Annotated in this window: 8 protein-coding genes; 4 read left to right on the top strand and 4 right to left on the bottom strand. The window is 57.4% G+C overall.

All coding sequences use genetic code 11. From position 1 onward, the window contains the following. Nucleotides 1–16 precede the first annotated feature (16 nt). Together pafA and ACQKLP_RS16715 are read left to right on the top strand one after the other, a co-directional pair. Nucleotides 17–1,672, top strand: a complete 1,656-nt coding sequence (gene pafA, locus ACQKLP_RS16720; protein WP_427323931.1) for an alkaline phosphatase PafA — start codon at nucleotides 17–19, stop codon at nucleotides 1,670–1,672. A gap of 208 nt (nucleotides 1,673–1,880) precedes the next feature. Continuing rightward, entirely contained in the window at nucleotides 1,881–2,159 is a 279-nt protein-coding gene (locus tag ACQKLP_RS16715; RefSeq protein WP_427323930.1) for a hypothetical protein, read from the top strand. A 95-nt stretch (nucleotides 2,160–2,254) separates the two neighbouring features. Here ACQKLP_RS16715 and ACQKLP_RS16710 read toward each other — a convergent pair whose 3' ends face one another. Genes ACQKLP_RS16710 through ACQKLP_RS16695 form a run of 4 tightly spaced genes read right to left on the bottom strand, consistent with a single transcriptional unit; the run spans nucleotide 2,255 to nucleotide 11,292 of the window. Further along, on the bottom strand, nucleotides 2,255–4,954 hold the full coding sequence (locus tag ACQKLP_RS16710) for a sugar-binding domain-containing protein (RefSeq protein WP_427323929.1): 2,700 nt from the start codon (nucleotides 4,952–4,954) through the stop codon (nucleotides 2,255–2,257). Next, nucleotides 4,947–8,303 (bottom strand): DUF5107 domain-containing protein, encoded by a 3,357-nt coding sequence (locus tag ACQKLP_RS16705; RefSeq protein ID WP_427323928.1) that lies wholly within the window; start codon nucleotides 8,301–8,303, stop codon nucleotides 4,947–4,949. Before ACQKLP_RS16705 ends, ACQKLP_RS16710 begins: the two co-directional genes overlap by 8 nt. A gap of 17 nt (nucleotides 8,304–8,320) precedes the next feature. Then, nucleotides 8,321–9,661, bottom strand: coding sequence for a sugar porter family MFS transporter (locus tag ACQKLP_RS16700; protein WP_427323927.1), 1,341 nt, complete (start codon nucleotides 9,659–9,661; stop codon nucleotides 8,321–8,323). A 29-nt stretch (nucleotides 9,662–9,690) separates the two neighbouring features. Beyond that, the gene (locus ACQKLP_RS16695; protein WP_427323925.1) at nucleotides 9,691–11,292 is read right to left on the bottom strand and encodes a glycoside hydrolase; all 1,602 of its coding nucleotides are present in this window, start codon (nucleotides 11,290–11,292) and stop codon (nucleotides 9,691–9,693) included. 318 nt (nucleotides 11,293–11,610) lie between these two features. On the opposite strand from ACQKLP_RS16695, the gene ACQKLP_RS16690 reads away from it, so the two are divergent. Beyond that, nucleotides 11,611–12,495, top strand: a complete 885-nt coding sequence (locus tag ACQKLP_RS16690; RefSeq protein ID WP_427323924.1) for a helix-turn-helix domain-containing protein — start codon at nucleotides 11,611–11,613, stop codon at nucleotides 12,493–12,495. A 55-nt stretch (nucleotides 12,496–12,550) separates the two neighbouring features. Further along, entirely contained in the window at nucleotides 12,551–13,012 is a 462-nt protein-coding gene (locus ACQKLP_RS16685; RefSeq protein ID WP_427323923.1) for a YhcH/YjgK/YiaL family protein, read from the top strand.

Raw genomic sequence — 13,012 nt, 5'->3', positions numbered from 1 at the left:
CGAAATCAACGAAACCATGATACAGACTTTTATCCGCCGGGCCATGCCCGTATTGGCAATGGCGCTGCTGCTAACCGAAACCGCGCAGGCACAGGTGCAGCAGCGGCGAGCGGCCTGCCCGAAAATAGTAGTGGGAATGATGGTAGACCAGATGCGCTGGGATTTCCTGTACCGGTATGCCGAACGCTACGGCGAAGGCGGGTTTAAAAGGCTCCTGCGCGAAGGGTTCCGCTGCGAACAGACCTACATCAATTACGCGCCCACCGTTACCGCCTGCGGACATACTTCCGTGTACACCGGCAGCGTGCCCGCCGTGCATGGGATCGTGGACAACGACTGGTTCAGCCGGGAAAAGGGCAGGGGTGTTTATTGCACGGAAGACAGCTCGGTAATGCCGGTCGGGATTTCGGCCACCAAAGGCGGCATGTCGCCCCGCAACATGCTCACCACCACCGTGACCGACGAGCTGCGCATGGCCACCAACTATGAAAGCAAAGTGGTAGGCGTGGCGCTGAAGGACAGGGGCTCCATCCTTCCCGCAGGCCACGCGGCCAACGCGGCTTTCTGGTATGACGGCAGTTCCGGCAACTGGATCACGAGTACATATTACATGCAGGAACTGCCGGGCTGGGCGAAGCAATACAACGCGGCCAGGCGTCCGCAGGCGTTGCTGGCGAAAGGATGGGAAACACTCTATCCTGTTTCCACCTACCATCTCAGCGAAGCGGACGACAAAGACTACGAAAACACTTTCAAACACGAGCAGGCGCCGGTTTTTCCGCACAGTTTCACGGGAATGGAAAGCGGTTCCATCCGTTCCACGCCTTTCGGTAACACGCTCACTTTCGAATTCGCCAAAGCGGCGATCGAGGGGTATGGGCTGGGAAGCGGCAAGGCGACGGATTTCCTGGCCGTGAGCTTTTCCTCGCCCGATGCGGTGGGCCATCAATTCGGCCCCAATTCCATCGAAACGGAAGATGTGTACCTCCGGCTCGATAAAGACCTCGCCGATTTCTTCGGATATCTCGACGGCCGTTTCGGCAAAGGGAACTGGCTGTATTTCATCACGGCCGATCATGGCGTGTCCCATTCCCCCGGCTATCTCGAAGAACATCGCCTGCCCACGGGGACGCTGGACGCAAAAGGCGTTATCGCATCGCTCAATACCGAACTGGAAAAAAAATACGGTGTGAAAAACGCCATCATGGCTACGGCGGCCGATCAGTTGTACCTCGACCGGCCAGCCTTCGCGGCTAAGAACGCAGACATGAAAGCCGTGTCGGACTTCATCATCCGCCGCCTCCGCGAAGTGCCGGAGATCGCCGATGCCGTATGGCTCCCGGAAATCGGTACCGCTGGCCTGCACGAGCCGCTGCAAACGATGCTGCAAAACGGTTATAACCGCAAACGCGGCGGCGATATCGTCATCATCATGCATTCCGGCGTCAAGAACGGCAGCCGCAAAGGCGCCACGCACGGCCTCTGGTACCCGTACGACGCCCACATCCCGCTGGTATGGATGGGCTGGGGAATCAACAGCGGCGGCCGCAGCTTCCGGACGATGGGTATGACAGACATCGCGCCCACGGTAGCCGCCCTCCTCAACATCCAGGTGCCGAGCGGCAACATCGGGCACGTGATCGAAGAGGCCATCCGGGCAGATAAACCTTAAGGGACAAACGTTGAAAGAGCAGACAATAGCAAGCCGGTCTGGCGGCTCAGGCCAATCGGCAGACAGGGCATAGGGCCAGGGAAGAACGTGCTCCTGGTTTTACAACTTGTCGGAATGGATCGAAAGCCACCTTCGCGGTGGCTTTTTTTTGCGCAGGCAGAATTTAATGTGTAATTATACTACTCCAATCATTTATACGCTATCCGTCATGAAAGTCGCAACGCATATTTTTTTGATCGTCGCAGCCGGTTTTTTGTTTTTCCTAACACTTGTCATTTCCCCTTATAAATATGAATGGGAGCCGGAATTGAAGCAGCTTGACGAGGGTTCCGTCGTTTTATTGTGGTTTGTTTATGGCACGCTTTCGCCATTATTGATGGTCGGATTTTTCGTGGCGCGCAGGTATAAACAGGCTGTAAGTTGGGTTTACGTGCTGCTCCTACTCGTGGCAGTGTGGCGGATGACCAGTTTATGGTTGGTGAAGTGATATGAATTGGGGTGGGTGGGATTGGGCCCAGGTACCGACGGTAAAAAGTTACCGTCGGTACGTTTCATGAGCCATATGTAAAAAAAGACGTGTGCCTATTTCAATAACGATTGCACCTGTTCAACCGTCAGGGTAGTTTTCGGTTGGAAGCGCCCCCCGTGCATATAAGCCATCAAACTGCGTTTGAGCTGCTGCGCACCGGGGTCGTTGGTGAGGTTGGCGGACACGAGCATCAGTTTGCCGCTGCCTACCTTCGCTTCGATCACATTCGCCATTTTACGGTTTTTGAAGAAGTTGTCGATTACGCGCACCACCGGGTCGATGGGCGGTAGCTCGTCGAGCACCATGGTTTTGGAGGCGGTGATGATGTGCCACCACTGCCAGTCGGACCAGGCTTCCGTCGGGAAATCCGCCAGGGCAGGGTGCTTCGGGTCGCAGAGCACGCCCATGGTGCCGGGCTGGTCGGGGAAATGGACCGGGCTCCAGAACACCGGTGCAAAGCGGCCCGCCACGCCGCGGATGTTCGCGGTATCGGGGTTGAGGAGCACTTTTTTGCCTTGATTTAGCAATTCCATGGCCTCGTTGGCAGAACGGGTATAGTGCACACCGGCGAATTCGTCGGTTTGTTTTTCGGGATACACCCAGATGTTCCAGCGGTTGTGCCTTTCACCGATCCGCAGTTCGATGGTCAGCGCCGTGGCTTTGGCGATCCCTGCCAGGGGGAAGCTGAATGCACCCAATTGCTGCCCCGTTCCTTCGGGGATGTTCTGCTGGCGGAGCTTTCCGCGGAACAGCACTTTCCCGTCTTTCCCGGAAACGGTCCATTCGGGCGTAACGTTGTGGAGGATGCCGCCGCTGAAATTGGCCGCTTCGGCAGCCGCGGAGAAGGTTTCCCCGTTCCGGTAGCTGGCTTTTTCGAACCGGAGGAGCGGTACCGCAGGTTGACAGTACATCCGGTGCTCCGCGGGCGTTACCAGGCCCTTACTGTCCCAGAATGCGTCGAGGATGCCGATGAGGGCGGTGCCCTGGCCGGGGAAATCGTGCAGGTCCAGCAGCTGGAAACCGCTGAAGTACTTCGTCTTCATCGCCCGTTCGATCTCTTCCTTATATAACAGCGCGGCGAATTTCCCGCTCGATCGGAGGAAACCGGGCGCGAGGTGCAACAAACCTTTTCTTTGCAGATCGTTCCGGATGGCCTTGAAGTTCAGCGGGTCGAGGACGCCGGTGTACTTTTTGATCTCCTCCATATTCGGGAACACGGAATATTGCCCGATCTCATGCGTGATGATCGGCACGGGAAGGCCTTCCGTTTCTTTGGTATAGTCGTTGTTGAAAGATGGGGCGATAGTGTTGAAGATGCCTTGTCCGCGCACCCATCCTTTTTTCGTCCATTGGGTGATGAAGAACTCGTCGCCGGGTTCGGGCCAGCCGCCGTGATCTTTCTGGAACGTGAAGCTGGTGGTGGTATAGAGGTGACGGGGATCGGCTTTCTTCAGCTGCGCCACCATCGTTTCCAGCCAGTCGAAATTCCCTTCCAGCTCATTGCCCATGCTCCAGAACGCGAACGACGGATGGTGGCCGTACTCGCGGCTGATATGTTCCGCTTCCAGCGCCAGCCAGCGGTTCATGGCGGTATCTTTCCCGGCGTTGTTGTTCCAGAACGGAAGCTCCACCTGCAGATAGAAGCCCATCGAGTCCGCCACGGCGAAAGCCGCTTCCGGAGGACACCACGAATGGAAGCGCAAATGGTTGAGGCCGTAAGCTTTGGCGGAAGAAAACACTTTCGCCCAACCTTTACGGTCCATCGGCGGGTGACCGGTGAGCGGGAAAATGGCGCATTCCAGCGTGCCGCGGAGGAACATGCGCTTGCCGTTGATCTGCAATTGCGCGTTCTTGTTGGTGATTTCGCGCCAGCCGAAACGAAGCTGCTGGCGGTGTGTAGAAACGGGCGTTTTCAGTTCGGCGGAAAGCGTGTGCAGCACGGGTTTGAACTCGTCCCACTCCGCAAATCCCTCCGGCACCGCCAATTCCGCTTCCACTTTGTTTTCCCCTTCTTTCAGCTGTACCGGCACCACTTTCTTCAGGCGTGCAGTTTGTAAAAGCAGGGTCCCGGACGAAACGGGGCCTGCGTTCATGATGTTTATAGTGATGCGAAGTATGCGGTGTTGCAGGTCGGGCCAGGTTTGCACGTTGGTGATGTGCGCCGCGGGCCGGGATTGCAGTTCCAGTTTGCCCAGGAGCCCGTTCCACATGATCTGCGTGCCGTCTGTATAGGCGTGCGCCATATTGTTGGAGCTCATGTCGTACTGGCGGCGGTTATCGACCCGGACCACGATGCGGTGTTTGCCGGGCGTGAGCGATTTGCCGAGGTCGTACCGGTGCGGCGTGCTGAGCAGTTCCCGCGAACCGATTTCCTTGCCGTCGATCCAGACGTGGGTGGTCCAGAGCACGCGCTCCAGGAAAAGCGATACCTCGTTCCCTTTCCAGTTTTGGGGAACGACGATCTCCCGCGCATACCAGGCCGGGCCGATGTAGCGGTGCTTCCTCGACAGCATGAGCAATACGCTGCGGGTGAGGGAATCGGCCGACAGCGAAGGCTTCGCGCCCACGCCGGCATCGTCGAGCGTGCCGGGGAGGCGGAGCGTTTGCGGGAATGTTTTGTTTTGCCAGCCTTCGGAAATCCCTTTGTCCAGCGAATCGGTGGCAAACTGCCAGGTGCCCGCCAGCGAAAGGTTTTGTGCCGCAGCCGTTATGGAAAGCAGAATGAAAAACGATATGAAAATAAGTCTATGCATGGTTTGCGTTGGTTTTTGCGGAAGCAGACTTCGTTGTTTCCTGGATGATGGACAAATGTGCTTTGGCGGCGAAGTGCATGTCTTTCCCCAGTACTTCATGGAAAGCGGCCGACGCGGCATTGGTGTCGCCGAGGCCAAGATAGCCCAGTCCTTTCAGAAATACGCAATGCAGGCGGTTTCTTTCGGTGAGATCGTCTTCGAAAATGAGCAGGTCGGGCAGCGATACCGCGAAATATTCGATGCGCACTTCATCTTCCGCGTGCAAGGTACCATAATCGAGCAGTTTGCTGAAAATGGCGTCTGCATTGTCTTTCCGGCCAAGGGCGGCCCATGCCAGGCCCTGGTAGAAGATCTTCTCGGGCGGCGCGTCGTTGTAGTACATGGCGGCCGTTGGCTCGGAGGTGCCTTCCGTGGCCCGCGTGAAATATTGGACGGCCTCTGCGCTTTTGCCCATGGCTTCGAGGGCTTTGCCCATCCAATAGTGAATATCGTTTTCGCGGATGCCGAACAGTTTGCCTTCTCCCAGGGAATCGGGCCACTGCTGCGCGCTGCGGAGCTTTTCCACCGCGGCCTCGGGCATGCCGTTAGCCAGGTCTTTACGGGCCAGCGCAGTGAGGGCGTAGACGTATTGGCCGCTCACTTTACCTTCGCCGCCTTCCCAGGGATGGAATTTCCTTTGGAGGATACGTTGCAGGGCGGTTTCATGCTCGCCGAGGAAATTGTACAGCGCGGCATGTTCGAGGTAAAGATCGTCGCGCCACTGCACCGCCGCGGGGTAGCGTTCCAGGCGGCTGAGCCGCTCCCGGGCCGGGGAACCCAATCGTTTATGCAGCTGGTCGAGCTCCATGAGCACGCGCGCATCTTCCGTATCCAGCGAAAATGCTTTTTCGAAATGTTGCAGCGCGCCGGCGGCGTCGTTGCGCTTGTTGTACAGCGCGATGCCGAGGTTGCGGTGAACGGTGGGGAAGGAATCGTCTCTCCGGATGGATTCCTGCCACATCGCGATCGCTTCGTCGTATTGTTTTTTATCGTACCACAGGCTCCCGAGGTAATACGGTGCTTTCCCGTCTGCGGGGTTTTGCGCGATGGCGAACTGCAGGATGTTCACGTCTTCCATCCGGTTCGGGAAGCAAAGGTAGGGATCCGCCGCCGCGGCTTGTTGAAGGGCTGCCGTGGCCGATTGTGCATCGCCGGAGCGGTGGTGGCTCCAGGCCAGGTAATAAAATTTCAGCGGCGAGGCGTCATCCGGCAGGAGGCCCAACCAGGCGATGGCTTCTTCGAAAAGCCCTGCGGCCATCATGTCGAGGGCATTTTCGAGGTAATTGGGCGCATGGCCCCGGGCCAGGCGCTGCAAAGTGTTTTTGGCGGTTTCCGCTTCGCGGGGTTTGCCTGTTGTATGGAAAGAGAGTAGCTGTTCGAGGTACAGGCCGAGATTGAAAAGATCGCGGCGGAGGCCTTCGGTGCATACGGCCAGCGCTTCGTCGTACCGTCCCATTTTGCGGAGGACCGCCGCTTTCAGCACGCGGGCTTTGTTGTTGCGCCCGTTCCTGTCGATCGACCAATCGATCTGCTCCAGCGCAGTTTCATACGCGCCGCGCGCGATGCTGAGCTGCGCCAGGGCAAAATATCCGCTGTCTTGCCAGGCGCTGTTCCAAACCGCTTTGTGGTACTGTTCGTAAGCTTCGTCGTGGCGGCCCTGCATTTGCAGGCACAGCCCCAGGTTGTAGAGCGGCTCGCCGTCGTAAGGGTTGGGATTGCGCTGGGTGAGGGTTTCCACGGCTTTGCGGAGAAATGGCTCCGCTTTGGAGAATCGTCCGCGGCGGAGGTACCAGGCGCCGAGCGCATTGTTGCAGCGCACGTCTTTCGGGTCGCGGCGCAGCGCCTCGGTGTAATAATCCACGGGCGAATACGTGGCGTGGCGGTATTGTTCGAGATGGAGCCCCGTGAGGAAAAGCTGTTCGTTGTTTTCGGTGTCTGCGGGCGATTTGGCGGCTTGTGCGGGCGCGGGGATCTCGGTTTCCGTTTTTGCGGAAGCCTGGTACCGCAGCCGAACGTTCCCGTCCGTTCCGCGGATGAGCGTTTCGATGGCGGATTCCGGGGTTCCCGCGGGCAGGGGCACCCGCTGTTCGAACACCTGTTCCGGCGACACGTTGAATATGTCTTTAAAGATGCTTTCGCCGTTCAGTTTTACTTCCAGCGATTGCAGCGTTTCCGCGCCGGTGGCGAACACTTTCACGAGGAGCGCGCCTTTGTCCAGGGAGCTGTGGAGGAGGAGGTCTTTACTGGCGTTCTGGATAAGGCCCAGTTGCCGGTATGGAAGGAAATACTGGGTGAAGGATTTCTCTTCATAAGGCATCAGCCAGCTGAAATCGGGCTGGTTATCGGTATAAACACCGGTCATCAGCTCGATGTACGGCCCGTCTTCATCGGTGAGGTTTTTGTCCCACGCCACCCCGAAATCGCTATGCCCCCAGGTCCACTGTTTTTTGCCGGGCGAAATGTGGTGATTGGCCACGTGCAGCACGCCGGCTTCCGTATCGTGCTCGTATCCCCCCACAAAATCGTAATCCGAGCGGATCGCCATGTAAGAAGTAGGGACGGGAATGTTCTTATATCTCGAAATATCCGTTCCCGGTGCATAATCCACTTTGTAGTACGTGCCGGTGGCGATGGGGAAGGAAGATACGTCGCGCTTGCCGTGATCGAATACCGCATGCACATCCGGCGGAAAAACGGATTGGTAATGATCGTTCACTTTCACGGCGGGGTTCGCCCACCAGAGGAAGGTCTGGGGCAGGGGCGTGCGGTTGTATAATCTGCCTTTGATCTCGAGGTACGCCTTGTCCGGATGCAACGTGAAACCGGCCATGCCTTTGGTCCGGAACATTTTTTCGATCTCGTTCACCCAAACGGTCACGCTGCCGTCTGCATTCGTTTCTATGGAATGGTCCACCGCTTCGTAAGTGCTGGGCCGGTGATGCTGGGGCCAGTTGAATTCGATGCCGCCGGAGATCCACGGTCCGCAGAGCCCTACCAGTGCCGGTTTGATGACCTGGTTATAATAAATGAAATGCCTGTTGCCGATCTTGTCGAACGCCATCTGCACACGCCCGCCCAGTTCCGGGAGTATCATGATCTTCAGGTACCTGTTTTCCAGGAATACCGCCTTCCAGCTCACGTCCTCCTTGTTATCGAGGATTTTTTCGATCACCGGATTGGGATATACCGCCCCGCTGGAGCCCTGGTATACCCGTTTTTCGAAGAACATGGGGTTCCTGTCGGGACGGCCGACCCCGTAGGTCGGGATGATGATACTTTCTTCCCAGACCTTCACAGCGTTGTTGCTCATTGCCTTTTATGGTTTAATTAATGTCCAGTTATTTGATGTTCCAGTTGTTCCAGCGTTTTACCTTTCGTTTCCGGCACTTTCCGGCGAACGAACAGGAAGCCCAGGAAACAGATGCCCGCATAGAGATAGAAAGGCCCGTAAGTGCCGAGTTTTTCGGCCAGTATGGGGAATGTGAACACGAGTACGAAATACGCGCCCCAAAGCGCCACGATGGCTACGGACGACGCCAGGCCGCGCACTTTGTTGGGGAAAATCTCGGAGATGAGGACCCAGGTCACCGGCGCCAGCGACGTAGCGTACAGCGCAATGGCCGCCAGTACGAACACAGACACGAGCCCCACGGCCGCCTGCTGCTTCAGCAACAGCGCCAGCACGATATAGACGACCGACAATCCCAGCGATCCCGCCAGCATCAAAGGCCTCCGCCCCAGTTTATCCACCTGCCACATCGCCACCAGCGTGAAAACGAGGTTCACGATCCCGATGGAGATGGTCTCGAAAAGCTGGCTGTTAAGGTCGGCCCCCACGGAAGCGAATATGGTGGAAGTGTAATTGAACACGATATTGATGCCACACAACTGCTGGAACACCGCCAGCACGATGCCCACCATCACCGCCGGCCGCACGGCCTTGCTGAACACCATTTTCAGGTTGGGACGGCTTTCGCCGGACAGGGAAGCGGAAATGTCGCGCAGGGTGTTGGCCGCAAAATCTCCCGCGCCGATGCGCGCCAGGATACGGGAGGCCTCATCCAGACGGCCCTGCGCCGCGAGCCAGCGCGGACTTTCCGGGAGCCGGCTCACGCCCAGCAAAAAGATGAACGACGGTACCGCGCCCAGCCCGAACATCCAGCGCCAGGCATCCACGCCTTTGCCGGCAAGGAAATAGTTGACGAGGTTCGTGATGAGGATGCCGATGACGATGGTGAGCTGGTTGATGGATACGTTCCTTCCCCGTAAATGCGCTGGCGAAATTTCGGCGATGTACAGCGGACTGAGGATCGAAGCCATGCCCACGCCGATCCCTGCTGCAAAGCGCATGGTGGTGAACACGGTGAAGGAATGGGAGAACGCCATTCCGAGAGACGACAGCGTGAATATCAGCGCCGCCAGCAGCAGTCCGGGTTTGCGGCCGAACCGCTCCGCCAGTGCCCCGGCCATCGCGCATCCGGCCATGCATCCCAGTGCGAGGGAGCCGGTGAGGAAGCCTTCCCACCAGGCGTTCAGCCCGAAAGTCTCGCGGAGGAACGGCAGCGCACCGGAGATCACGGCGAAATCGAAGCCGAACAGGTAACCGCCCAGCGCGGAGATGAAGGAAATACCCAGGATGTAGCGATGATGGAAGGTCGTTGTCTGCATGTTTCTCTATTGTTGTATCCAGTTCAGTTTTATTGATATTTTCCCGTGAGCGTAACGATAGACCGCGCCGGCAGCACCACGTCTGCCGGGTTGGCCCAGGCGCGTTTGCAGTTGCGCGCTCCGTCGGTAATATATTGATTCAGCCGGCCTTTGATTTTCACGCCATTGAGCCGGATGTGTTTTTCCGAAGATTCGAAATTGATGAGGACGGCCGCCAGTTCTTGGGTGGCTTCGTTCGTATACGCCGATACCATGAGCGTGGAGGCGTCGGCATAAGGCCCGCCGGTCCCGGAAACTGCCGTCTCCACCCGCTGCATCCCCGGCCGCACGAACCGCGCGTATTGCCCGAAAGCCCACAGTTGCTTGGAGTCTTGCACCATCCCGTCCGTTTTGCAGTTGGCGGGGTCCATCTTTCCGTTCACGTCGCTGATGTAGACCAGCGCGTCGCTGTAATCGTACGGGCTCACCGCGAGCCACCATTGCCAGCTGGAAACGCCCATCACGGTGAGGTCGTGATGCAGCACCTTAGCTACATACAGGCCGTAATCGATACCGGTATTGCGCGGCGCGCCGTTGTACTGCCCGCAGATATCGCCCAGGATACCGAATTCGGTTTGCCAGATCTGGAGGCCTGCGCCCGTTTGCGCGGCGCGTTCCGCTACTTGTTGCCGGACGTTGATGAGGTTCGAATCCGGACAGGTCGTAAAATAACTGTGGCCGGAAATGATATTGGCGATGTGGGGTGTATTGCCGAGGAAGTTGGGGGAGGAAGGAGAGAAGAACTGGCGGATCTGGTCGCCGCGCTGGTCTTGATTCTTGCCGTACAGGAACTCCAGCGTCCCCGCTTCACCGATCACTACTTGCGCATGCGTGCCGGATAACCGTTGCGCCGTCAGTTTCGACAGTTCGGCGATCTGGCCGTTCGTGGCCTGGGTGCCTTCCTGGCTCGACTGGTCGTTCTTCCCCCAGTTCCATTGCGGTTCATTTACCGGGCTGAGGTAATCGAACCCGAAATGTTTCGTCACTTCTGCGAGGAATTCCGCATAGGCGGCCATTTTTCCCGGTTGAATATTCATGCCGGGCGATGTGGTGCCGTTGAAGGCTTTGCCGTTATTGGTAAGATGTACCTGTGGCGAGATCGAGAAGCCGAGGGTGTATCGGACGCCACGCTGCTTCGCGGCGCGGAGGAACCATTGCTGTCCCTGGGATTTCGACCAGTCGTATGACCCGTCGGCCGACTGGAAACATTCTTCCCGCCGCCATTCGTCGCCGATATGGCTTCCGGCGCCCTGTTCGAAGCTTCCGGCACCGATATTGAACCGCCAGAGCGAGAGGCCGATGCCTTTGGGGGAACCGTCTTGCGCAGTGTCGAGGCTGAAAAGATAATCCGCCACCTGTTCCTTTTTGGATGTGTTGGCCCATGTGCCGATGAATTTGGCCGTCCAGCAGTCGGATGCGCCGAAGGAATGGATGACCTGGTGTTTTTCGCCGGGGCGGATGGTTACGGTTTGCGGGGATTTGTCGATTCGGCCGTTTCCGGGGAACGGCCCCGGCACGGAGCTGCCTCCGCTTCCGGAATGGAAGGCGGAAAGGAAGGTAATGCCGAGTATGTTGATTATTTTTAGGATCATGGTCTTAAAAATAGTCCGGATTTTAAATGATCGCATCTTCCGGCAGCAGTTTCCGCCCATACCGCTGACCCGGCGGCCATGCGGCGCCAATGGAGAAGTTCGGTAAAACGGCGGATTCCCTTTTTCATAACCGGTAATGTAAGTGATGTGGAGCTGCGGATCGCAGGATACAAATATTGGATTTGCTGCGTTGGGGTTCAATGGCCTTTCTTATGGTTATGATGGACAATATTACGATTTCGATATTTTGCTATTTTTGTAGCAAGCCGTATTTATTATATTTAACATGGATTTTATTATGATAAAAATTGCCAGCTTGTGATACGGAAGAAAGAGGGGTTCGATGGCCAGCGGGCCGTGGTGCTGCCGCGGAAGATCATTGCCGGGCCCTGTGCGGCCGATCCCCTCGTCAATGGGCTCTACATCACCGACATCGGGTATTATCCCAAGGCGCGGTACCATTTCCGGCAGCGGAACAATGGGGTAGACCAGCATATCCTTATTTATTGCCGCGAAGGCCGGGGAACGGCTGCCGTCGACGGACGGGAATACGCCCTGGGGCCGGACGATTTCATCCTCATTCCCGCCGGAAGCGCTCATCACTACGCCTCTGACGATGCCGATGCGTGGACGATCTACTGGGTCCATTTTAAAGGCCCGCGTGCCACAGACGCCGTTTCCGCCCTCACGCGCCGGTTCGGCGGCCATATGGGCCGCGTCACTTTCCAGCAGAAGCGCCTGGCCCTGTTCGAAGATATGTATGCCAGCCTGGAGCGCGGATATGGAAGCGATAACCTCGGCTATGCCAATATGTGCCTCTGGCATTACCTGTCCGGCTTCCTGTACGAAGAGCCGTTCAGTCTTTCCGAAAACCGCACCAGCCGCGATGCGGTGGAGCAATCCATCAGCCACATGCGCGAAAACCTGGCGGCCACGCTCACCCTGGCCGACCTGGCGGGGGCCGTCAACCTGTCGGCCAGCCATTATTCCGCCGTGTTCCGCAAGCGAACGGGGTATTCGCCGCTGGAGTATTTCCATCACCTGAAAGTGCAGAAAGCGTGTCAGTACCTCCTTTTCACGGATATGCGGATCAAGGAGATCGCCTGGGCGGTGGGGGTGGAAGACCCGTATTATTTCTCGCGGATGTTCAGCAAGCTCATGGGCGTGGCGCCCCAGCAATATCGTTTGCGGCGCGGCGGCTGAAACGGGGTTTTGCGGAACGGGGAAACGGTGTATCTTGCCCGCCAATTTTATATCCATGATCATCGACACATTAGCGAACGCAGGTTTATACGCCGGATTGGGCGATCGTTTCCAGACTGCATTCCGCTGGCTCCGGGAAACCGACCTTGCCAGCCTGGAAAAAGGGAAACACAGCATCGAGGGCGACCGTATCTTCGCCATCGTCAACGAATATGATACCATTCCCGCCGAAGGCGAGCAAATGGAATCCCATCGCAAACATATCGATGTGCAATACATCGTTTCGGGGGAAGAGCTGGTGGGGCACGATATGCTCCGCAGCCAGCAGGTAAGCCGGCCTTACGACGACAGCGACGATTTCATGCTGTACGCCGACCGGCCTTCTTTCTACACCAAACTCGCCGCAGGCGATTTCGCGATATTCTATCCCACCGATCTGCACATGCCCAATTTGATCTCCGGGAAGTCCGTTCCCGTGCGGAAGATCGTCATCAAGATCGCGACGGATAAAAAATAG

The sequence above is a fragment of the Chitinophaga sp. NPDC101104 genome (genome assembly GCF_050277495.1).
Classification (GTDB): domain Bacteria; phylum Bacteroidota; class Bacteroidia; order Chitinophagales; family Chitinophagaceae; genus Chitinophaga.
This window is presented reverse-complemented; position numbering and strand designations above follow the sequence as displayed.